The sequence below is a fragment of the Halobacillus sp. SY10 genome (assembly GCF_045401165.1).
Taxonomy (GTDB): Bacteria; Bacillota; Bacilli; order Bacillales; family Halobacillaceae; genus Halobacillus; species Halobacillus aidingensis.
In genome coordinates this window covers 2,789,043-2,809,597 of record NZ_CP174345.1, presented here as the reverse complement: position 1 = coordinate 2,809,597, position 20,555 = coordinate 2,789,043, and the positions used below count along the sequence as shown (strand labels likewise).

Below are 20,555 nucleotides of genomic sequence, written 5' to 3'. Positions count from 1 at the left end.
GAACAATTAATGCCAATCATCATCATTGGTATCATTATTATCGTAGTAGCGGTGTTGTTTACATTTATTCCTGTCATGCTATGGATCAGTGCTCTAGCTGCAGGGGTGAAAATTAGTATTTTCACATTAGTAGGTATGCGATTAAGAAGGGTTATTCCTTCACGTGTGATCAATCCGTTGATCAAGGCCCATAAAGCTGGGGTGAATGTGAATACAAACCAACTAGAGAGCCACTACCTAGCAGGTGGTAATGTTGATCGCGTAGTAAACGCTCTAATTGCAGCACAAAGAGCAAATATTGAACTCAGCTTCGAGCGTTGTGCAGCCATTGATCTCGCTGGTCGTGATGTTTTGGAAGCCGTTCAAATGAGTGTTAATCCAAAAGTTATTGAAACGCCATTCATCGCAGGTGTGGCGATGGACGGTATTGAGGTGAAAGCAAAGGCGCGTATTACGGTAAGAGCAAATATTGACCGACTTGTCGGTGGTGCCGGTGAAGATACAGTCATTGCTCGTGTTGGTGAAGGTATTGTATCCACTATTGGGTCAAGCGAAAATCATAACAAAGTATTGGAAAATCCAGATAGGATTTCGCAAAATGTATTAGGGAAAGGCTTAGATGCTGGAACCGCCTTTGAAATTCTCTCCATTGATATTGCGGATATTGATATCGGGAAGAACATCGGAGCCATCCTGCAAACAGACCAAGCGGAAGCAGATAAGAATATTGCACAGGCGAAAGCGGAAGAACGCCGTGCCATGGCGATTGCTCAAGAGCAAGAGATGCGTGCGCGCGTACAAGAAATGCAGGCGAAAGTGGTGGAAGCCGAAGCTCAAGTGCCTCAAGCGCTTGCCGAAGCTTTGCGATCCGGTAAGATGGGCGTCATGGATTACATGAACTATCAGAACATCAATGCGGATACGGATATGAGAAACACGCTTGGTAAAATGTCCGATGAAGAGGAAGAAGAAAAATAATCCTTGAGTACCTTAAAGGAGAATTTGTATGGGAGATCTGATTGAGCTCATTTTCAGTAATTTCCTTATTCTTGCTGCTATTATTGGCGGGATTATCAGCTGGTTTAGCGGGATGACAAAAGAAAATGAGAATAAACAAAAGCCTGAAAAGAAAACATCTCCAGTTCCTCCTGCCTACCCTAGTGGTCCTTCTCCAGATCTTCAGGAAAAGGAAACGAAGACTACATTAGGGGAAGATAGGTTGCGGGATTACTATGAGACCAAACAGAAAAAACTGGCCGAAGCGGAAACGGCTCGAAATGAAGATCCTCAAGAAGGGGAAATCTATACATTCCCTGATCAGGTGAGGAAAAAACAAACTACACCTTCTGCGCAGTTAAATCAAAATGGTCCAATTATAGAAAAAACAAGAAAGTGGGATAAAAAGCGGTTAGCTGAGGGGATTTTAATGGCTGAAGTTCTCGGTTCACCCCGTGCTCGCAAGCCTCACAGCTCCCACCCGCGAAAAAGATAAGCAGAACGCACGAATTGTAGTGATACAATTCGTGCGTTTTTCGTATAAATGAAAAGAGGGGAGGGCGTCGCATGTCAAAATGGCAGCAGCAATTACGGACTTGGATCAGTCGTTACTTTGATTTACCATCTGATGTCATGTTGGATCTTCCTAGAATAACAACAATTGGGTCCATTCATGTGTACATAGAAAATCATACAGGCCTCCTTCATTTTTCTGATGAAGAAGTTCGAATTCAATACAAAAAAGGTCAGGTTCGCATTTTGGGGAAAGACCTGGGTGTGAAAATGATGCTGAAGGAAGAGTTATTACTGGAAGGTGAACTCAAATCCGTAGAATTTTTGCCGGAATAAAAAGGGGGGTGAGACGATGAAGAACCAGCATGATTTCTTTCAGGGAATCATGAAGGTACAAGTAGAGGGACCGTTAATCGAACCTTTTTTGCAAGCATGTACGAAACGTGGCTGTCAAATCACAAATATGAGAAGATTGGATGCTTCTCTCGTCATTTTAACGATTCGGTTAAAGGATTGGAAAATCTTTAGGCAATTAAGGAAGAAGTACCGTTGTAAAATATCCATCAAAGGTGGAAAAGGGCTTCCATTTATTATTCAGCATATGATAGGGAGGCTGTCGGTTCTTCTCGCTTTCATTGCAGCGGTTGTAATCATTTTTGTTCTCGCGAATACGTTGTGGTCCATCAAGGTGGACGGACTATCGCCGGAACTTGAAGCAGATGTTGAAAGTAAATTGAATAGTTATGGGGTCTCTCCTGGAAAACTAACGATAGGGATGAAGGATCCTATTGAAATACAACAGCAGTTATTGGAAGATATCCCGGACCTTTTATGGATTGGTGTAAAAAAACAAGGGACGAGCTATCATTTGTATGGGGTGGAGAAAACAAGATACGATACAGAAATGAACACTCGTCCATCAAACCTTGTAGCAGCCAAAAAAGGGATGATTATTGAAACATTTATAAAAAAGGGTCGTCCAATGGTGTCGGTTTATGACGTTGTACAAAAAGGACAAATCCTTGCCACGGGTCAGTTGGTGGAAGAAGAGGATCTATTTATACATTCTGAAGGAGAAGTAATTGCAGAAACATGGTACCGTGTCGCTCAAAGCCTTCCTATGAAACAAGTGCTTTCCTTGACAGATGGTTCTGTTGAAAGTGAATATCACTTGAAGATTGGGAAGTTTGCTCTTCCTATTTGGGGGTTTTGGCGAGGAGAGGAAGGAGACTTCAGGGAAGAATCACATTCATCAAACTGGAGTATTTTTGGGTTCCACATTCCTGTGAACATGAAGACGATCGACTACTATTCGATTGACCGAAAAGCGTATGAATCATCCAAGAAAGATATCGAAGAGATTGGGATTTCATCAGCAAGGAGCAACCTTCAGCAAGAACTCGATCCAGATGCGGAAATTAAGGATGAAAAAGTTTTGCACCTCAGTGAGGAGAATGGTAAAGTAAAATTAATCCTAATGTACAAAGTTTATGAAAATATTGCAGTGACCAAGTATGTAAGTCAAGGAGATTGAGTATGCCAGAAGATTTAAAAACAATGGACATTCAATTAGATAATACAACAGAAGCATTAGCCCTTTTTGGTACAGAAGACCGTAACCTCAAGCAAATTGAGGAACAGCTGAAAGTCACGATCATTTCACGCGGGGAACAAGTCAGAGTATCCGGTCAAGCGGAACATGTTCAGCTTGTTGAAGAAATACTCAACAGCGTTCTTGCAATCATTCGTAAAGGTTTGACTGTTACGGAACGAGATATCGTTTATGCTGTAGAACTCGCTAAAAAAGGGAAAATAAATCAATTCGAAGCATTGTTCGAAGATGAAATCACGAAAAATTCAAAAGGGAAATCAATCAGGGTCAAAACCCTTGGTCAGAGGAATTATATCGCAGCGATCAAGAAGAATGATCTTGTCTTTGGTATTGGCCCTGCTGGTACAGGAAAGACATACCTTGCTGTGATTATGGCCGTCAATGCTTTGAAAAATGGAGATGTGAAGAGGATCATCCTGACTCGTCCCGCAGTGGAAGCCGGAGAAAGTTTAGGTTTTCTTCCAGGGGATCTAAAAGAGAAAGTCGATCCTTATTTAAGGCCGCTTTATGACTCTTTGCACGATGTGTTTGGCGCAGAACATACAGCGCGCTTGATAGATAGAGGAACGATTGAGATTGCTCCACTAGCTTATATGAGAGGGCGGACGCTGGATGATGCATTCGCTATTTTGGATGAAGCTCAAAATACGACACCTGAACAAATGAAGATGTTTCTGACTCGATTAGGATTCGGTTCAAAAATGATTATAACGGGAGATATCACGCAAGTGGATCTTCCAAAAGGCGTGAAGTCCGGTTTGCGAGTCGCCGAGGAGCGGTTAGGTAAAGTAAAAGGGTCTGCCTTCGTTCATTTGGATCAATCCGACGTTGTCAGGCACCCACTTGTGCAGCGGATTATCGATGCATATGAAGGGGAAAATAAATAAGACCCAGCGACTGGGTCTTATTTATTGTCTTTACATGGAATAAATTGGGAAGGGGTGGGGTGATTTGAAGGCGCGATTCCTTCAACAGCTTCAAAAACTTAACATGCACAAGTCAAAGCTGTTGCTTGCATTACCCGCATTCGTTGTTGCTGTTTTCTTTTTTGCGCTTGCCATTCCAAATGTCCACACGGAAACGTATAAGCTTGAGAAATACAGCACCGCACCCGAAACCATCCGTTCCCCCATCACCATAGAAAACAAACATAAGACAGAGCAGCAACTGAGAGAAGTTACTCAGTCCGTTGAGGATCAATATACGATTTCTGAAGATATTACAGAAGAACGTCTTAGGATGGTAAGTGAAATTTATGATGTTGTGGAAGAGACCAAAACCCAAGGGGAAAACCTGACTAAAGAAGAACAAATAACCATGATTGAATCGCTTCTGACGGATGAACTTTCTGAAGGTCTTCCTACAGAAGTTTTTCTACCTTTGCTGAGGATGGATCAACCGTCCTTGAATGAGAGCCAGCAGCTGCTTGAGACCCTTTTACATAACTATTTTAAAGAAGGGGTGCAAGGATCTGAAGTTGAAGGTTTAGAACGAAGGATTCAGCTGAAAGTACAATATTCAGAAACACCATCACATTTGAAGCGAGTCATTTCGGATATAGGGACTTTTGCTCTTGTTGAGAACTCCTTGTTCGATCCTGAAAAAACAGATACAGCCATTAAAAAGGCGGCTGCTACTGTCGAGCCAGTCATGATTAGAGCAGGAGAAGTGATCGTTGCAGAGGGATCTACGATAACAGGGGATATCTATGATGATCTTCTGTTGACCGGCCTGCTCGATCAACAGCGCAATTTACTTCCATCCATTGGATTAGCCATGTTTGCAATCCTCTTAGGTGCTATTATGTATGCAGAATACAGGAGGGCGGTTAAAAAGGACAACTGGACTGTTCGTCATATCTTCATATCCGCGTTTGTATCCATATGGATTATTGTACTCATGAAAGTGTTCAGTATGTTCGGATCAATGGACCAACCTGTGTACTATCTTGTACCCGCTGTCACAGGTGTCATGATTGTTAAAATCCTCTGTTCTGAGCGTTTTGCGATCGTGCTGGCGGTGGTCTATTCTTTAATGGCTTGCTTGTTGTTCAACGGACAGTTAGCTGGAGCTCTTCATGCAACCGCAGGAATGTATTTGCTGCTATCTCAGCTGGCAGGCATCTTTTTCCTTACCCAAAGTAAAGATAGGTTGTCCATTGTTCGTGCAAGTGCAGGTGTTGCCTTTACCAATATATGTGCGATCCTTTTCTTTCTATTCATTTCTTTTGAAAAATATTCATGGACGGAAGTGTTTCTGTATAGTGGGTATGGAGTCAGCGGCGCCTTTCTCTCGGCAGTTCTGACGCTCGGCTTTCTTCCTTTCATAGAGACCGGTTTCGGAGTCCTTTCTGATCAGAAATTGCTAACACTTGCCAGTCCCAACCACCCGCTTTTACGTAAAATACTCGTGGAAGCTCCAGGTACGTATCATCACAGTGTCATGGTAGCCAATTTAAGCGAATCGGCGTGTGAATCAATTGGAGCTCATGGTCTTCTTGCACGTGTGGCATCCTATTACCATGACCTCGGAAAAACCGTCCATCCCCATTATTTTATTGAGAATCAAATGGGGATGAGAAATCCGCATGATTTTCTGGACCCTGAACAAAGCGCTGAGATCATCATCAACCATCCTTATGAAGGCGCGAGGATGCTGAAGAAGAGTAAGTTTCCAGACGAGATCATTGATATCGCTAAACAACACCATGGAACGACACTTTTGAAGTATTTTTATTATCAGGCCAAGGAAATAAACGAAGATACCAAAGAAGATGATTATAGGTATCCAGGTCCGAAACCTCAAAGTAAGGAAGCAGCAATCGTTTGTATTTGCGATTCTGTGGAGGCAGCTGTAAGGTCTTTGAATCATCCGACAGAAGAAAGAATCAGAAAAATCGTGAAATCCATTGTGGAAGACCGCATGCTTGATGGTCAGCTGGATGACAGCAATTTGACGTTTAATGAGTTGAAGACAATGGAAACAGCCATATGTGAAACGTTGCAGGGCATCTTTCATTCAAGAATCGAATACCCGGAAACCAAACCATTAGTCAAGGAGGCAAAATAATATGATTACTATTGATTTTCAAGACGAAACCAATTCAGTAGATGAAGCATTTGTTGATATGATTCAACGTATTATCCGTTTTGCAGGAGAAAAAGAAGGAGTTACAGGGGATACGGAAGTCTCTGTTAGCTTTGTGGATAACAAAGAAATACAGGAAATCAACCGCAATTACCGTCAAAAAGATGAACCGACAGATGTGATCTCTTTTGCCATGCAGGAACTGGGTGAAGACGAAATGAATGTGTTGGATGAGAACATGCCGCTCATGCTTGGAGATATTATCATTTCTGTCGATAAGGCGAAAGAACAAGCCGAGGACTATAACCATTCTCTTGAACGTGAATTCGGCTTCTTGGCGTTACATGGCTTCTTACATTTGCTAGGTTATGATCACATGAATGAAGAAGATGAGAAGAAAATGTTCGGCAGACAAGAGGAAATTTTACATGAGTTCGGACTTCAAAGATCGTAAAAAGAAAACAGGGATCGGTTTCCGTTTCGCTTGGAATGGGATAAAAGAAGTGTATGAGTCAGAGCGGAATTTTCGCATTCATCTGTCGGTAGCTCTTTTAGTCATCATCGCGGCCTTCGTATTCGGTTTGTCTAAGTGGGAATGGATCACTATCCTCCTCACGGTGGGCATGGTCCTAAGCCTTGAAATGGTCAATACAGCTATGGAAAGGCTGCTTGATTTTTACCATCCTGAACACCATCCTATCATCGGTTCCATTAAAGATATTACGGCCGGGGCTGTCCTTATAGCAAGTATTGGAGCGGTCATCATAGGAATTATCATTTTCCTCCCCAAGCTTTTCATGATATGAGAATAGGAATGTACCTGAGAAGATGATATAGTAAAATGGAGCAGAACGAATGCGTGAACATTTATTGGAGGAACATTTATGACAGAGAATTTCAAATCGGGTTTTGTTACGATCGTTGGTCGTCCGAATGTAGGCAAATCGACGTTCATGAATCGTGTGATCGGTGAAAAAATCGCCATCATGAGTGATAAACCCCAAACAACCAGAAACAAAATCCAGGGAGTCATGACAGATAAAGAATCGCAAATCATTTTTATCGATACTCCTGGAATCCATAAACCAAAGCACAAGCTTGGAGACTATATGGTGAACGTTGCAGAGAACACATTGAACGAAGTGGATGCCGTCCTTTTTATGATCAATGCAGAGGAAGGATACGGGAGAGGGGACCAATTCATTTTGGACCGTCTGCAACGTGTTGACCAGCCTGTATTTTTAATCATCAATAAGATTGACAGGGTACACCCTGATGACTTACTGCCTTTAATTGATCAGTACAAAGAGAAGCTTGATTTTGAAGAAATCATTCCAATCTCAGCCCTTGAAGGCAATAACGTCAATCATTTACTGGACGTTCTAAAAAAACATTTACCTGAAGGTCCGCAATTTTATCCAGAAGACCAAATCACGGATCATCCGGAACGCTTTGTCATCAGCGAATTTATCAGGGAAAAAGTTTTACATTTGACTCGTGAGGAAATCCCTCATTCCATTGCTGTTGTCATTGAAGCGATCGAGCCTCGAAATGAACATGACAAAGTACAAATTCAAGCCGCCATCATCGTGGAACGAAAATCTCAAAAAGGCATCATTATCGGTAAGCAAGGCAGTATGTTAAAAGAGATCGGTAAGAGAGCTAGAAGAGACATCGAGTCCCTGTTAGGAAGCAAAGTGTATTTGGAACTTTGGGTCAAAGTGCAAAAAGACTGGAGAAACAAACAAATCCAACTCAGTGATTTCGGCTACCGAGAAGACGAATATTAAGGGTTGGAAAAAATTAAGCCTTATGTTTTCAGTAAGGGGAAGCATTCTAGTAATGTACACTCGTTTAGCGATGATAAGAAAGGCGGTGTTTCTTGTGCGCGACAAGCTTTCATGGAACGTTTTCAGTCAAACAGGTAGTGTGGAAACTTATTTATTGATGAAAGAATTGGAGTCTCAAGATCAGCAGTCTCAAGAACAGCTCGCTTCCCCTACTGAACCAATATCTACGGATGAATTCCATTCGTAAACAGAGCAGGTGAGCCATTTGATGGACAAGGTGGAAGGACTCGTCATCCGGACGAATAATTACGGTGAAACACATAAAATCGTCACGATGATGACACGAGAAAAAGGAAAAATCGGCGTAATGGCTCGTGGTGCTAAGAAACCAAAGAGCCGGATGTCCTCAATCACCCAACCATTCATCCACGGCACATTTTTAATTCAAACAGGGTCCGGCTTAGGATCAATGAGTCAAGGGGAAATGTTATCTTCCCTAAGGTCAATTCGCGAGGATATTGTAAAAACGGCTTATGCGTCTTACATCGCAGAATTAACCGATAAGCTCATTGAAGAAAAACAGCCGGATCCTTTTCTTTATGAACAGTTGCTTCAAACGTTCCAATGGATGAATGAAGGAAAGGATCCAAACATCCTGACGTTGATGTATGAATTGAAAATGTACAAAAAAGCGGGGTTCGCCCCGGTCGTCGATCACTGCATCCAGTGTGGCAGTCAGGAAGGTCCTTTTGCATTTTCAATGACAGAGGGCGGTCTGTTGTGCTTTCGTTGTAAACAGCGGGACCCACAAGCCTACGGTTTGCCGGATCCTTTACCAAAATTGTTGAAAGTGTTCTTACATATGGATGTGAAGCGACTTGGTCAGATTACGATGAAAGAAGAGAATAAAAAATTGTTGCGTCACATTATGGATGAATACTATGATCGATATGGTGGATATTTCATTAAATCAAAGAAATTTTTAAAGCAGTTGGATTTGTTTTCAGACTGAGGTTTGACAATTTTGCTGGAATTAGAGTATGATTCTATTACTAAATAACGTGTTGCTGTGAAGGAGAGTAGTAACCGGTTTTTCTGTTTCCAATAGCGAGCTTGTGACGGTGAGAGACAAGCGGAAACAAGCTGGTGAAGGCGTTCTGGAGCGATGATGAAAGTGGCTTCCTTTTTTGGGAAGCAATTAGGGTGGAACCGCGGAGACCCCGTCCCTATGTCTGGATGCAGACGTAGGAACGGGGTCTTTTTCTTTTGAGTAAGTCATTTTCTAGGAGGGAACGTATGAATATTCAAGACATGATCTTAACATTACAGAATCATTGGTCAAAGCAAGGGTGTTTGCTTATGCAGGCCTACGATACCGAGAAAGGGGCAGGAACGATGTCTCCTATGACGCTTTTACGGAGCCTTGGACCTGAGCCGTGGAACGTGGCCTATGTAGAGCCGTCCCGCCGTCCTGCTGATGGACGCTATGGCCAAAATCCGAACCGTTTATATCAACACCATCAGTTTCAGGTCATTATGAAACCTTCTCCTGATAACATCCAGGAATTGTACTTAGAGTCACTGGAAGCCCTTGGAATTGACCCGAAGAAACATGACATTCGGTTCGTAGAAGATAATTGGGAAAACCCAACCTTAGGTGCCGCAGGTCTTGGTTGGGAAGTGTGGCTGGATGGCATGGAAATCACTCAATTTACGTATTTCCAGCAAATCGGCGGTCTTGAAGCTAAGCCTGTCTCTGCTGAAATTACGTACGGTCTGGAACGACTGGCCTCTTACATTCAGGATAAAGAAAATGTTTTTGAATTAGAATGGACCAACGGAGTAACGGTAGGTGATATTTTCACGCAGCCGGAATATGAACATTCGGTTTATACGTTCGAAGCTTCTGATGAGGACATGTTATTCGATCTTTTCTCAACTTATGAAAAGGAAGCACAGCGAATCATGGAACAAGGACTTGTCTTCCCGGCTTATGATTATGTTCTGAAATGCTCCCATACGTTTAATATGCTTGATGCCAAAGGAGTCATTAGCGTAACGGAAAGAACCGGTTATATTTCCCGTGTAAGAAACCTGGCTCGGAAAATCGCTAAGACCTATGTAGAAGAAAGGGAGCGTCTTGGCTTCCCGATGTTGAAGAAGGAGGAGGGTCATCATGAGTAATACCGTATTATTTGAACTAGGTGTGGAAGAGCTTCCCGCTCGTTTTATCAATGATGCTTTAGATCAGCTGCAAGAAAAAACAGCTCAATGGTTCAAGGATAACCGGATTCCTTACGGAGACATCACAGGCTTTGCTACTCCAAGAAGATTGGCTGTTAAAATTACAAATGTTGAAGAAAAGCAGCCGGATATTGAAGAGGAAGCAAAAGGACCTGCGAAGAAAATCGCTCTTGATGAAGAAGGAAACTGGACGAAAGCGGCCATCGGGTTTTCTAAAGGTCAAGGGAAAGATGTAGATGATATCTATTTCAAAGAAATCAAAGGCACGGAATATGTTCACGTCAATAAGTTCATTGAAGGAGAACAAACCACTAAACTTCTTCAAAACTTCCGTGATGTTTTCTTATCGCTTACCTTCCCTAAAAACATGCGATGGGGAAATCGCGACCTGCGTTATGCACGTCCAATCCGTTGGATGATCGGTCTTTTCGGAGAAGAAGTCATTCCTTTTACAATCGAAGGGGTTGAAACAGGAAATACGACATACGGCCATCGTTTCTTAGGATCCAAAACGACAGTTGCTGAAGCTGATGCTTATGAACCAACGTTGAACGAACAGTATGTCATGGCTTCGGTAGAGGAAAGAAAAGCGGAGATTGTAGATCAGCTGAAGAAGCTTGAAAGGGAAAATGAGTGGAAGCTGATTATAGATGAAGAGTTATTGAACGAAGTGACGCATTTAGTCGAATATCCGACCGTTTTCAGCGGCACGTTCTCGGAAGAATTCCTTGAAGTTCCTGAAGAAGCACTGGTTACTTCGATGAAGGAGCATCAGCGGTATTTCCCGGTACGTTCTCTGAACGGAGAATTGAAGCCTCATTTCGTCGGCGTTCGTAATGGGGATGACAAGCACCTTGAGACGGTAGCAAAAGGAAACGAAAAGGTTTTGAAGGCACGTCTTAAGGATGCTCAGTTCTTTTATGAAGAAGATCAAAAGGGAAGCATTGATGAAAAGATGAAGAAGCTTTCTCGCATGGTCTACCAGGAAGAGCTTGGTACGTTAGCGGATAAAGTCCAACGGATCGTAGCCATTACTGGTAAACTCGGGGAATGGATCGGCCTTGAAGAAACTCAACTGCAAAAAGCGAAACGGGCAGCAGAAATTTGTAAGTTTGACCTTGTTACCCAGATGGTTGATGAATTTACAGAACTACAAGGAACGATGGGGGAAAAGTATGCACGAATTTTCGGTGAAGATGAGGAGGTAGCTGTAGCCATCAATGAACATTACATGCCTCGTCAAGCAAATGGATCCGTACCTTCTTCAACCATCGGTTCTCTTGTCAGTATTGCAGATAAACTGGATACAATCGTAGGTAGCATCTCTATCGGCATCATTCCGACAGGTTCACAGGACCCTTACGGATTGAGACGCCAGGCTTTAGGTATTCTGCAAACCTTAACGGCACATGGATGGTCGCTTCCAGTTGAGCAATTGATTGCTCTCGTGCATCAATTCTATTATGAACTGGATCTCCCGACTCGTGATGAAAAAGAAGTTCATAACGACTTACATGAATTCTTCCGAGTGCGTGCGGCTTATTTAATGAAAGAGGAAGGAGTCGCTCCAGATGTTGTGGAAGCTGTGTTGGCAAGAGGCATCGGCGTCTATCCCACGACGAAGGAAAAAGCGGTTCTTTTAGTAGAAAAACGCCAAGATCCTTCTTTCAAATCTGTGCATGAAGCACTTGGTCGTGTATTGAATTTAGCGAAGAAGGCAGATGCTGCGGATGTCGATCCTTCATTGTTTGAAAATGAACAAGAACGCCAATTGTATGATGCTTATCAACACATACATGAAGATTATCGACAAGCATTAAAAGAGAATCAACTGGACCTGGCTCTGAATCAGTTATCCAAGCTTGCAAGTCCAATCCATACTTTCTTTGATGCAACGATGGTTATGACGGAAGATGCAAGCATACGCCGTAATCGCTTGGGTCTATTGAAACAGATTTCCGAAGACGTCTATGCGTTCGCAGACTTGAATGCCATTGAATGGAAACAACAGTTCTAATCAGCTTTCTTTTACCGATAATTAAAAATGAGCTATAATTAAAAAATAGTATGTCACAGTTAGTGATCGGGGTGAAGAAAGATTGGAACTATCAAACCGGCAAGAGCAAATTATTCAAATTGTGAAAGATAACGGGCCGATTACGGGTGAGAATATAGCGGATCAGCTGAACTTGACACGGGCCACGCTGCGTCCAGACTTAGCCATTTTGACAATGGCGGGCTTCTTGGACGCCCGCCCGCGTGTCGGTTACTTCTTTACGGGGAAAACAGGATCTGAGCTTTTTACGGAGAAGCTGAAGAAGTTCAAAGTGGATGAATATCAATCCCGCCCGATAGTTGTGGAAGAAGATGTATCTGTTTACGATGCCATCTGTGCCATGTTTTTAGAAGACGTTGGGACGCTTTTCGTAACGGATCAACATTCCATTTTAACAGGGGTCCTATCAAGGAAAGATCTGCTGAGAGCGAGTATCGGTAATCAGGATCTTACATCCGTTCCTGTCCATATCATTATGACAAGAATGCCGAATATTACGGTTTGTGAACCTGAAGATTTGTTACTGGATGCGGCCCAGAAGTTGATTGAAAAACAAATTGATGGTCTACCTGTCGTTCAACCTAGTGAGGAAGGGTTGAAAGTAGTCGGTAGACTGACGAAAACGAATATTACGAAAGCACTCGTGGAATTGGCCAGGGACCAACACTTGTAATTTTAGAGGGGGAGGAGGGAAAGTATGGAAAAACCTTTAATTTATGTCTTATCAGATTCCGTTGGAGAGACGGCAGAACTGGTCGTAAAAGCATGTCTCAGTCAGTTTGATGACGGGCCTTTCGATTTGCAGCGAATTCCTTATGTGGAAGATAAAGGGACGATTAACGAGGCGGTACAGCAAGCCAAAGAACATAAGGCGATGATCGGTTTTACATTGGTGATTCCAGAGTTTAGACAGCATCTGAAACAAGAAGCTGAAAAGCATGGCATTCAGTGTGTCGATATTATGGGGCCGATGATGGAGGTTATGGAAAACCACCTACACATTAAACCTCGTCTTGAACCAGGTCTTGTTCATAAATTGGATGAAGATTACTTTAAGAGAGTTGAGGCCATCGAGTTCGCTGTCCGGTATGATGACGGGCGTGATCCACGTGGTATTTCCAAAGCGGATATCGTGCTTATCGGTGTTTCTCGAACATCCAAGACACCATTGTCTCAGTATTTGGCTCACAAACGCCTAAAGGTAGCGAATGTGCCGATTGTACCGGAAGTGCAGCCACCATCAGAATTGTTCCGTGTCGATCCTGATAAATGCATAGGCTTGAGTATCAGTGCAGAAAAACTAAATGATATAAGAAAAGAAAGATTAAAGTCATTAGGGCTTGGAGATCAAGCAAGTTATGCGAATATGACTCGTATTCAGCAGGAAATCGACCATTTCAATCGGATTGTGGAACGGATTGGTTGTCCGGTGATTGATGTATCGAATAAAGCCGTCGAAGAGACAGCCAATGTCATTATGAACAAATTACGTCAGAATGCCCAAGAATAGTACAAATAGCGGAAGTCGTGCTTTGATTAAGCGCGACTTTTGTTGGGAAGAATGAAATTAGGTACAATTAGACATAGCGTAAATGATAGGAATGTATTATAATATCTATTTGTGGTAAAAATCCTTATAGTGAAGGGATGTCCATTCCTACCAAGTTTTTCTGATAAGGAGTCAGAGAAAGCACATACTTTTCAGAAAAATAAAACATTCACTTTTAAGGAGGATTCTACCGCTTATTGTAGAAATATTGATACTATGCCAAATTTAAATGTTCATATTTATGTCGATGCAGATAGTTGTCCAGTACAAGAGGAAATCATCGATGTTTGTATGCAGTATGATCTACATCCTTATTTCATAGCAACCGTCAATCATTATAGTCGGGAGAAAGCAGAAGCTGGATGGATGTTCGTCGATGACGGATCGCAATCTGTCGATTTGTACATCCTTAATCAAGTTGGAGAAGGCGATGTCGTTATTACCCAGGATCTTTCGCTGGCTGTATTATTGACTTCCAAAGGGGTTTATGTCCTTACTCCAAGAGGTAAACTGGTTAGAGAAAATGATGCAGACAACATCATGAACCAAAAGTTCATACGGCAGCAGACAATGAAGCAGAGAAAGAAATGGAAAGGCCCATCGGCATTTACAGCGAATGATCGCGAAAAGTTCCGATCTGTTTTCCAAAAATTGTTGTCAGAACATGAAGGATTTTAAGCTTTGAACGAGAATAATTGAGTAGTATGGTGATTTTATGGCTGGACATATTCCAGAAGAAAAAGTCGATGAAATCAGAAGGTCAACGGATATTGTAGAAGTGATCGGCAATTACGTCGATTTGAAGAAACAAGGCAGGAACCATTTCGGCCTTTGTCCTTTCCACGGGGAAAACACTCCTTCCTTTTCCGTTTCTCAAGATAAGCAAATCTTTCATTGCTTTGGTTGTGGAAAGGGAGGGAATGTCTATACCTTCCTGATGGAGATTGAAGGGTTTAGTTTTATCCAGGCACTAAAACAACTGGCTGAGCAGACTGGTATCGATCTTCCTGATCAATTATCTGAAGAGGTCCCGTCAGAAAAGAGCCAAGAATCCCAGGCGATGCTTGAAGCCCATCAATGGTTGACTAAATTATATCATCATTTGTTAAAGAATTCCAAAGATGGTCGGGAAGCTTACCAATATTTAATTGACCGTGGTTTTACGGATGAAACGATCCAAAAATACCAAATTGGATATTCCCCGGATTCTAAGGACTTTGTCGTTACATTCCTTGAAAAGAAAGGGTATCATCCACAGACGATGGTTAAAGCAGGCTTGCTCAGTACCAATGATCATGGAGAATATGCGGACAGGTTCCGTGGGAGAGTCATTTTTCCCCTCAGGAACCATTTAGGAAAAACCGTGGCTTTTGCGGGAAGGTCTCTCGGACAACAGGAACCTAAATATTTAAACAGCCCGGAGACAGAACTTTTCCATAAGGGGCGTCTGCTTTATAACTTCGATCTAGCCCGTTCCGCCATTCGAAAAGAAAAAACGGTCATCCTGTTCGAAGGTTTCGGAGATGTCATTTCTGCTGACCAAGCAAATATCCACCAAGCCGTAGGTACGATGGGGACATCTTTATCAAGCATGCAGGCGAACCTTTTGAAGAAATACGCAGAGCAGATCATCATCTGCTATGATGGTGACCGCGCAGGAATCGAAGCAGCTGTCAAAGCCGCGAAACTCTTAAAAAGTGTAGGTTGTCAAACCTACGTTGCTCGTGTCCCTGATGAGCTCGACCCAGATGAATTTATCCAAAAGTATGGCGGGGACCGATTCAAACGGGAAATTATTGATACGAGTGATACGTACATTTCCTTTATGATGAATTACTTGCGAAGAGATTATAATCTGCAAGTAGAAGGAGATCGCATCACTTATATCGAAAAGGTATTACAAGAGATTGCAGGGCTTGACCGTGCTGTCGAACGAGAGCACTACCTGAATGAAATCGCTACAGAATTTCAGCTCTCCGTAGAAACTCTGAAAGAAGAAGTTCAGCGGATTCGATCACAAAGCGGTGTAAAGGATAAGGAGCCTAAGAACCGATATACTAATGATACAAGGCAGCCAACGGTTCAAAAAAAACTTTTACCCGCTTTTCATAATGCAGAAAGAAAACTGATTGCGTATATGTTGAGAGATCCATATATCGCTGATAAAGTTCAAGAGGAAATCGGAGGAGCTTTCAATATTGAAGACCATCAGGTCATTGTCACCCATCTTTATGCATATTATGAAGACGGCAATGAATCGGATATCAGTCAGTTCGTCGAGATGATTGAAGATGCTTCCATCAAAAATTTGGCGATCGAGCTTGCAATGGCACCTGTCAGCGAAGAAGTTTCTGATCAGGAAATCCACGATTACATCACAAGGATTCGATCAGAACAGTGGGATCGAACGGATATTAGAAACCTTGAATCTGAGTTGAAAAAGGCTGAACAACAAAATGAGCCGATCAGAGCAGCAGAAATTGCGATGGAAATCATCAAGCGCAAGAAAGAATTGAAACACCACTAGGTAGAGTTTGTATAGATTGTTGGAAGGAGGGGGACTTATGGCAGATAAGCAACAACAGCCATCACGTTCTAAAGAAAATGAGAATCAAACAGAATTAACACTTGAGCAAGCGAAAGAGCAAGTGGTAGAGTTAGGGAAAAAACGAGGGATCCTCGCATATGAAGAGGTAGCGGAAAAACTATCGAGCTTCGAACTGGACTCTGATCAAATGGATGAATTCTATGAACACCTGAATGAACAAGGTGTAGAAGTAATCGGGGATTCTGAATCAGATCCAAGTATGAAGCAATTGAATAAAGAGGAAGAGTTCGATCTTAATGACTTGAGTGTACCCCCTGGAGTCAAAATCAATGACCCTGTACGTATGTACCTCAAAGAAATCGGTCGAGTGAACCTGCTTTCTGCCAAAGATGAAATCAGTCTTGCTCAACGTATTGAGAATGGCGACGAAGAAGCTAAGCGTGATTTAGCGGAAGCCAACCTGCGACTTGTTGTAAGTATCGCTAAAAGATATGTAGGCCGAGGTATGCTTTTCCTTGATTTAATTCAAGAAGGTAACATGGGTCTGATCAAAGCAGTAGAAAAATTCGATTATCGTAAAGGTTACAAATTCAGTACCTATGCAACTTGGTGGATTCGCCAGGCGATTACAAGAGCAATCGCTGACCAAGCTCGTACGATTCGTATCCCTGTACACATGGTAGAGACAATTAACAAACTTATTCGTGTCCAGCGTCAACTTCTTCAGGATCTTGGTCGTGAACCAACGCCGGAAGAGATTGCACAGGATATGGACCTTACTCCAGATAAAGTCCGTGAAATTTTGAAGATTGCTCAAGAACCGGTATCCTTAGAAACACCAATCGGGGAGGAAGATGATTCTCACTTAGGTGACTTCATTGAAGACCAGGAAGCGACATCTCCTTCAGATCACGCAGCTTATGAACTGTTGAAAGAACAGCTTGAGGATGTCCTTGATACATTGACAGATCGAGAAGAAAATGTACTCAGACTCCGATTCGGTTTGGATGATGGACGTACAAGAACACTTGAAGAAGTAGGGAAAGTGTTTGGGGTAACTCGCGAGAGAATCCGTCAAATCGAAGCGAAGGCTTTGCGTAAACTCCGCCACCCAAGCCGGAGCAAACGTTTGAAAGACTTCATGGAATAAAGATTCTTCCGACTCAGGGGTCGTTTCGCAAATGGATGCGGGAGGGCTCCTGAGTTATCTTTTCTTTTGGAGGCTGCTATGAAACATGAAAGGACAAAAACCATCGTTGATGAAATCAGGTACTGGAAACAAAATCATTTGCTTCCAGATGAATATTGCAATTTCTTGTTAGCGCTTTATACTCAAGGGGAAGGTCAGGAGAACGAAGAGAGCGCTAAAGGTGCACAAAGCCCCGCCTTTTATATGTTCATGGCAATGAATGCTTTTTTGTTACCCCTTTCATTTCTTGTCATTTATTTTACTGAAATGGGAATCATAATGCAAACAGTGGTTTTGTCGAGTTTTGTAATCGGGGTATGGATTCATATTCGTTGGTTACAATATAAAAAGTCGGACTGGCTTTTTATTCCGCTTCTCAATGGTGCGTTAATTCTTCTGCTTTTGACCGTTCACCTTAATCAAAATATGATAGGTCTGGGGCTGTCCTTTTACATAACGCTCACTTTAAACTTTACCTTGTGGATTTATCTTGGATGGTTATGGAAGGTGAAAACGCTTTTTTATTCAGGTGTCATTGGCTTCATTTTTTTAATTATTTACATTGTTTCATAAGTTTTCACATGATATCTCTTTAATAAGTAACGGTTTTCAAGTAAAATAAATATAGTCGAATAGACACGAAAATTCTATATGAGGGAATACATAAGGAGGTTGCAACAAATGAGAAAGAACCCTGTGATTCCATTCGCAATTATCGCTGTGCTGGGGATCGTCGTTATGATTGTCGTATCTGCAGCTGGGATTAATCAACGCGAAGCTATTCAGAATGAAGAAGAGGGCGGCGGTGAGAAGCAAGAAGAAACCGCAAGTGCAAGTCCTGAAGAGTTGTATCAGAACCAATGTGCAAGCTGCCACGGTGGAGACCTTGGCGGGGGAGCTGGCCCTAACCTTCAACAAGTAGGAAGCCGCTATTCAGCTGAAGAAATTAATGACATCATCGTAAATGGTAAAGGTTCTGCCATGCCTGCTGGTCTTTACACAGGAGAACAAGCAACTAAATTGGCCGAATGGCTTGCTGAAAAGAAATAACAATAAGAAGAAGAACGAAAAGCTTTCTGGCCAATCAGAAAGCTTTTCTTTTATGAGGGGAAAGAGTCTATGAATGTAAATCAATTATCTCAACGTTTAGCACTTGTTGCCGACTATTTACCGAAAGGGGCCCATTTTGCGGACATCGGTTCGGATCATGCCTATCTTCCGTGCTTTGTATGTTTGAATGATCCGGAAGCAAGAGCTGTGGCAGGTGAAGTGAATCAAGGCCCATATGATAGTGCAAAAAACGAAGTGGAAAAACATAAGCTTGAGGATCGTATTGATGTCCGTCTCGGTGACGGCCTCGGAGTTGTTGATCCTGGAGAAATAAAACAGGTTGTCATTGCTGGAATGGGTGGACCTTTAATCCGTGATATTCTTGAGGGAGGAAAAGATAAGCTTTCTGAAGTCAATCGAATTGTCGTCCAACCCAATATCGACGCAAGATCTCTTAGAAGGTGGTTCTTCCAACATGACTATACACTTGTCGATGAGACAATTGTAGAGGAAAGTGGGCACATTTATGAAATCCTTGTGGCAGAAAAGGGAGACCCTTCCTCCTGTTACCATCAGCAAATCATAGAGAAGGAAATGTGGCTGGGGCCGTTTTTATTAGATAAAAAAACAGAGGCGTTTATCCAAAAATGTAAAGAGGAATGGAAGAAGAAACGATATATTGTGAAACAGATGAAGCGTGCGACTTCTCCTGATGAAGAGAAATTGAAACAACACCAAAAGGAAATGGAATGGTTAGAGGAGGTATTGCAATCATGAATCGAACATACACAGCCCAGGATATCATCCGTGAATTTGAAAAATGGTCACCCAAGGGGTTGGCTTTTGAATGGGATAATGTGGGCCTCCAGGTTGGCACCCTCAATAAACCGGTGAAAAACATCATGGTTACCCTGGATGTTTTGGAGAATGTTGTAGACGAAGCGATTGACAAAGAAGTGGATTTAATCATTGCCCATCACCCTCTGCTTTTTGTCAAATTGAATCAAATTAATTTGGATACACCTAAAGGGAGAATTGTCCAAAAACTGATTAAACATGACATCACGGTTTATGCTGCTCACACGAATCTTGATATTGCCGAAGGCGGTGTGAATGATGTTATGGCTGAACTGATCGGAGTAACGAATTGTCGGCCGCTGATCGAAACAGGAACCGACTCTCTCGTAAAGCTTACCGTTTTCGTCCCTGAAAACCATTCAGATGAATTACGGGATGCGATTAGTGAGGCAGGTGCAGGGCATATCGGTCATTACAGTCACTGTACGTATCAACTTTCGGGACAAGGGACATTCAAACCGGAAGCTGAAACGAATCCGTATATCGGTGAACAAGGAAAACTTGAAATCGTGGATGAAAAACGAATCGAGACGATTGTTCCAAAATCACGCCTATCCGGAGTCTTGAAAGCGATGGAAGAGGCTCATCCTTATGAGGAGGTCGCCTATGATGTTTATCCATTATTAAATGAAGGTGAATCAATGGGGGCAGGGCGTGTAGGAGAACTCGTAAACCCTGTGACTTTAAGGGAATTCGTCGAGCTGATCAAGAAGGAATACGATGTCCCTCATGTGCGTGTATCTGGTAATATGGATAAAAAAGTGAAGAAGGTAGCTCTTCTTGGAGGCAGTGGTGAAAAATACATTCATAAAGCCAAGAGAAGTGGGGCCGATGTTTATATTACCGGAGATATGACTTTTCATATGACACAAGATGCCATGGAAATGGGGCTTTCCGTCATTGACCCCGGTCATCACGTTGAAAAAGTCGTCTGTCCGAAAGTAAAACGGTACTTGGATGAGAAGTGTAATAAAGATGGAGATTTGAACATTTTTGTTTCCAAAGCGGAGACGGAGCCCTTTACAATTGTATAAAAAAAGGATGAAAGCTAGAGCTTTCATCC

At 42.4% G+C, this 20,555-nt stretch carries 22 protein-coding genes; all 22 read left to right on the top strand.

The features are described 5' to 3' along the window. Nucleotides 1-9: 9 nt before the first annotated feature. The 22 genes from floA to ACJA3J_RS14300 all read left to right on the top strand — a co-directional run bounded on the left by floA (nt 10) and on the right by ACJA3J_RS14300 (nt 20,526). Nucleotides 10-978, top strand: coding sequence for a flotillin-like protein FloA (gene floA / locus ACJA3J_RS14405; RefSeq protein WP_167356116.1), 969 nt, complete (start codon nt 10-12; stop codon nt 976-978). A gap of 28 nt (nt 979-1,006) precedes the next feature. Beyond that, the gene (locus tag ACJA3J_RS14400) at nt 1,007-1,492 is read left to right on the top strand and encodes a hypothetical protein (protein ID WP_089654301.1); all 486 of its coding nucleotides are present in this window, start codon (nt 1,007-1,009) and stop codon (nt 1,490-1,492) included. Nucleotides 1,493-1,563: 71 nt separating this feature from the next. Further along, on the top strand, nt 1,564-1,845 hold the full coding sequence (gene yqfC, locus ACJA3J_RS14395; protein ID WP_089654300.1) for a sporulation protein YqfC: 282 nt from the start codon (nt 1,564-1,566) through the stop codon (nt 1,843-1,845). A 16-nt stretch (nt 1,846-1,861) separates the two neighbouring features. Beyond that, nucleotides 1,862-3,043: a sporulation protein YqfD gene (gene yqfD, locus ACJA3J_RS14390; RefSeq protein ID WP_406944422.1), complete on the top strand. Its 1,182-nt coding sequence runs from the start codon at nt 1,862-1,864 to the stop codon at nt 3,041-3,043. Between the two features lie 2 nt (nt 3,044-3,045). Further along, on the top strand, nt 3,046-4,008 hold the full coding sequence (locus ACJA3J_RS14385) for a PhoH family protein (RefSeq protein WP_406944421.1): 963 nt from the start codon (nt 3,046-3,048) through the stop codon (nt 4,006-4,008). A gap of 64 nt (nt 4,009-4,072) precedes the next feature. Beyond that, nucleotides 4,073-6,190, top strand: coding sequence for an HD family phosphohydrolase (locus ACJA3J_RS14380; protein WP_406944420.1), 2,118 nt, complete (start codon nt 4,073-4,075; stop codon nt 6,188-6,190). 1 nt (nt 6,191) lies between these two features. Next, on the top strand, nt 6,192-6,662 hold the full coding sequence (ybeY, locus tag ACJA3J_RS14375) for an rRNA maturation RNase YbeY (RefSeq protein WP_406944419.1): 471 nt from the start codon (nt 6,192-6,194) through the stop codon (nt 6,660-6,662). Continuing rightward, entirely contained in the window at nt 6,637-7,014 is a 378-nt protein-coding gene (locus ACJA3J_RS14370) for a diacylglycerol kinase family protein (RefSeq protein ID WP_406944418.1), read from the top strand. Before ybeY ends, ACJA3J_RS14370 begins: the two co-directional genes overlap by 26 nt. Nucleotides 7,015-7,092: 78 nt before the next feature. Next, a complete protein-coding gene (gene era / locus ACJA3J_RS14365) occupies nt 7,093-7,998 on the top strand; it encodes a GTPase Era (RefSeq protein ID WP_115893539.1) in 906 nt (301 codons plus the stop codon). Nucleotides 7,999-8,050: 52 nt separating this feature from the next. Beyond that, nucleotides 8,051-8,245, top strand: coding sequence for a YqzL family protein (locus ACJA3J_RS14360; protein ID WP_309545149.1), 195 nt, complete (start codon nt 8,051-8,053; stop codon nt 8,243-8,245). An 18-nt stretch (nt 8,246-8,263) separates the two neighbouring features. After that, the gene (recO, locus tag ACJA3J_RS14355; RefSeq protein ID WP_406944417.1) at nt 8,264-9,010 is read left to right on the top strand and encodes a DNA repair protein RecO; all 747 of its coding nucleotides are present in this window, start codon (nt 8,264-8,266) and stop codon (nt 9,008-9,010) included. 284 nt (nt 9,011-9,294) lie between these two features. Beyond that, on the top strand, nt 9,295-10,182 hold the full coding sequence (gene glyQ, locus ACJA3J_RS14350; RefSeq protein WP_406944416.1) for a glycine--tRNA ligase subunit alpha: 888 nt from the start codon (nt 9,295-9,297) through the stop codon (nt 10,180-10,182). Further along, nucleotides 10,175-12,259 carry a glycine--tRNA ligase subunit beta gene (glyS, locus tag ACJA3J_RS14345; RefSeq protein ID WP_406944415.1) on the top strand — a complete coding sequence of 695 codons (2,085 nt, stop codon included), beginning with the start codon at nt 10,175-10,177 and terminating at the stop codon, nt 12,257-12,259. Before glyQ ends, glyS begins: the two co-directional genes overlap by 8 nt. 82 nt (nt 12,260-12,341) lie before the next feature. Then, nucleotides 12,342-12,971 carry a helix-turn-helix transcriptional regulator gene (locus ACJA3J_RS14340; protein WP_115822482.1) on the top strand — a complete coding sequence of 210 codons (630 nt, stop codon included), beginning with the start codon at nt 12,342-12,344 and terminating at the stop codon, nt 12,969-12,971. A 24-nt stretch (nt 12,972-12,995) separates the two neighbouring features. Continuing rightward, nucleotides 12,996-13,808, top strand: a complete 813-nt coding sequence (locus tag ACJA3J_RS14335; protein WP_406944414.1) for a pyruvate, water dikinase regulatory protein — start codon at nt 12,996-12,998, stop codon at nt 13,806-13,808. A gap of 255 nt (nt 13,809-14,063) precedes the next feature. Continuing rightward, complete coding sequence (locus ACJA3J_RS14330; protein ID WP_089654290.1) at nt 14,064-14,525, top strand: DUF188 domain-containing protein; 462 nt, start codon at nt 14,064-14,066, stop codon at nt 14,523-14,525. Nucleotides 14,526-14,562: 37 nt separating this feature from the next. After that, nucleotides 14,563-16,374 (top strand): DNA primase, encoded by a 1,812-nt coding sequence (gene dnaG / locus ACJA3J_RS14325; RefSeq protein WP_406944413.1) that lies wholly within the window; start codon nt 14,563-14,565, stop codon nt 16,372-16,374. Between the two features lie 37 nt (nt 16,375-16,411). Further along, the gene (gene rpoD / locus ACJA3J_RS14320) at nt 16,412-17,545 is read left to right on the top strand and encodes an RNA polymerase sigma factor RpoD (RefSeq protein ID WP_089654288.1); all 1,134 of its coding nucleotides are present in this window, start codon (nt 16,412-16,414) and stop codon (nt 17,543-17,545) included. 78 nt (nt 17,546-17,623) lie between these two features. Continuing rightward, nucleotides 17,624-18,157 carry a hypothetical protein gene (locus ACJA3J_RS14315; protein ID WP_406944412.1) on the top strand — a complete coding sequence of 178 codons (534 nt, stop codon included), beginning with the start codon at nt 17,624-17,626 and terminating at the stop codon, nt 18,155-18,157. 108 nt (nt 18,158-18,265) lie between these two features. After that, nucleotides 18,266-18,634, top strand: a complete 369-nt coding sequence (gene cccA / locus ACJA3J_RS14310; protein ID WP_089654286.1) for a cytochrome c550 — start codon at nt 18,266-18,268, stop codon at nt 18,632-18,634. A 69-nt stretch (nt 18,635-18,703) separates the two neighbouring features. Continuing rightward, nucleotides 18,704-19,411: a tRNA (adenine(22)-N(1))-methyltransferase gene (locus ACJA3J_RS14305; RefSeq protein WP_406944411.1), complete on the top strand. Its 708-nt coding sequence runs from the start codon at nt 18,704-18,706 to the stop codon at nt 19,409-19,411. Further along, nucleotides 19,408-20,526 (top strand): Nif3-like dinuclear metal center hexameric protein, encoded by a 1,119-nt coding sequence (locus ACJA3J_RS14300; protein ID WP_406944410.1) that lies wholly within the window; start codon nt 19,408-19,410, stop codon nt 20,524-20,526. Before ACJA3J_RS14305 ends, ACJA3J_RS14300 begins: the two co-directional genes overlap by 4 nt. Nucleotides 20,527-20,555: the final 29 nt, after the last annotated feature.

What these genes read in the sequence shown, in the direction of transcription:
- dnaG (WP_406944413.1), top strand. Translation starts at nt 14,563, where the DNA reads ATGGCTGGACATATTCCAGAAGAAAAAGTCGATGAAATCAGAAGGTCA.
- ACJA3J_RS14335 (WP_406944414.1), top strand. Translation starts at nt 12,996, where the DNA reads ATGGAAAAACCTTTAATTTATGTCTTATCAGATTCCGTTGGAGAGACG.
- ACJA3J_RS14330 (WP_089654290.1), top strand. Translation starts at nt 14,064, where the DNA reads ATGCCAAATTTAAATGTTCATATTTATGTCGATGCAGATAGTTGTCCA.
- cccA (WP_089654286.1), top strand. Translation starts at nt 18,266, where the DNA reads ATGAGAAAGAACCCTGTGATTCCATTCGCAATTATCGCTGTGCTGGGG.
- ACJA3J_RS14400 (WP_089654301.1), top strand. Translation starts at nt 1,007, where the DNA reads ATGGGAGATCTGATTGAGCTCATTTTCAGTAATTTCCTTATTCTTGCT.
- rpoD (WP_089654288.1), top strand. Translation starts at nt 16,412, where the DNA reads ATGGCAGATAAGCAACAACAGCCATCACGTTCTAAAGAAAATGAGAAT.
- ACJA3J_RS14315 (WP_406944412.1), top strand. Translation starts at nt 17,624, where the DNA reads ATGAAACATGAAAGGACAAAAACCATCGTTGATGAAATCAGGTACTGG.
- ACJA3J_RS14385 (WP_406944421.1), top strand. Translation starts at nt 3,046, where the DNA reads ATGCCAGAAGATTTAAAAACAATGGACATTCAATTAGATAATACAACA.
- yqfD (WP_406944422.1), top strand. Translation starts at nt 1,862, where the DNA reads ATGAAGAACCAGCATGATTTCTTTCAGGGAATCATGAAGGTACAAGTA.
- ACJA3J_RS14370 (WP_406944418.1), top strand. Translation starts at nt 6,637, where the DNA reads ATGAGTTCGGACTTCAAAGATCGTAAAAAGAAAACAGGGATCGGTTTC.
- ACJA3J_RS14300 (WP_406944410.1), top strand. Translation starts at nt 19,408, where the DNA reads ATGAATCGAACATACACAGCCCAGGATATCATCCGTGAATTTGAAAAA.
- floA (WP_167356116.1), top strand. Translation starts at nt 10, where the DNA reads ATGCCAATCATCATCATTGGTATCATTATTATCGTAGTAGCGGTGTTG.
- ybeY (WP_406944419.1), top strand. Translation starts at nt 6,192, where the DNA reads ATGATTACTATTGATTTTCAAGACGAAACCAATTCAGTAGATGAAGCA.
- ACJA3J_RS14360 (WP_309545149.1), top strand. Translation starts at nt 8,051, where the DNA reads ATGTACACTCGTTTAGCGATGATAAGAAAGGCGGTGTTTCTTGTGCGC.
- glyQ (WP_406944416.1), top strand. Translation starts at nt 9,295, where the DNA reads ATGAATATTCAAGACATGATCTTAACATTACAGAATCATTGGTCAAAG.
- glyS (WP_406944415.1), top strand. Translation starts at nt 10,175, where the DNA reads ATGAGTAATACCGTATTATTTGAACTAGGTGTGGAAGAGCTTCCCGCT.
- era (WP_115893539.1), top strand. Translation starts at nt 7,093, where the DNA reads ATGACAGAGAATTTCAAATCGGGTTTTGTTACGATCGTTGGTCGTCCG.
- ACJA3J_RS14305 (WP_406944411.1), top strand. Translation starts at nt 18,704, where the DNA reads ATGAATGTAAATCAATTATCTCAACGTTTAGCACTTGTTGCCGACTAT.
- yqfC (WP_089654300.1), top strand. Translation starts at nt 1,564, where the DNA reads ATGTCAAAATGGCAGCAGCAATTACGGACTTGGATCAGTCGTTACTTT.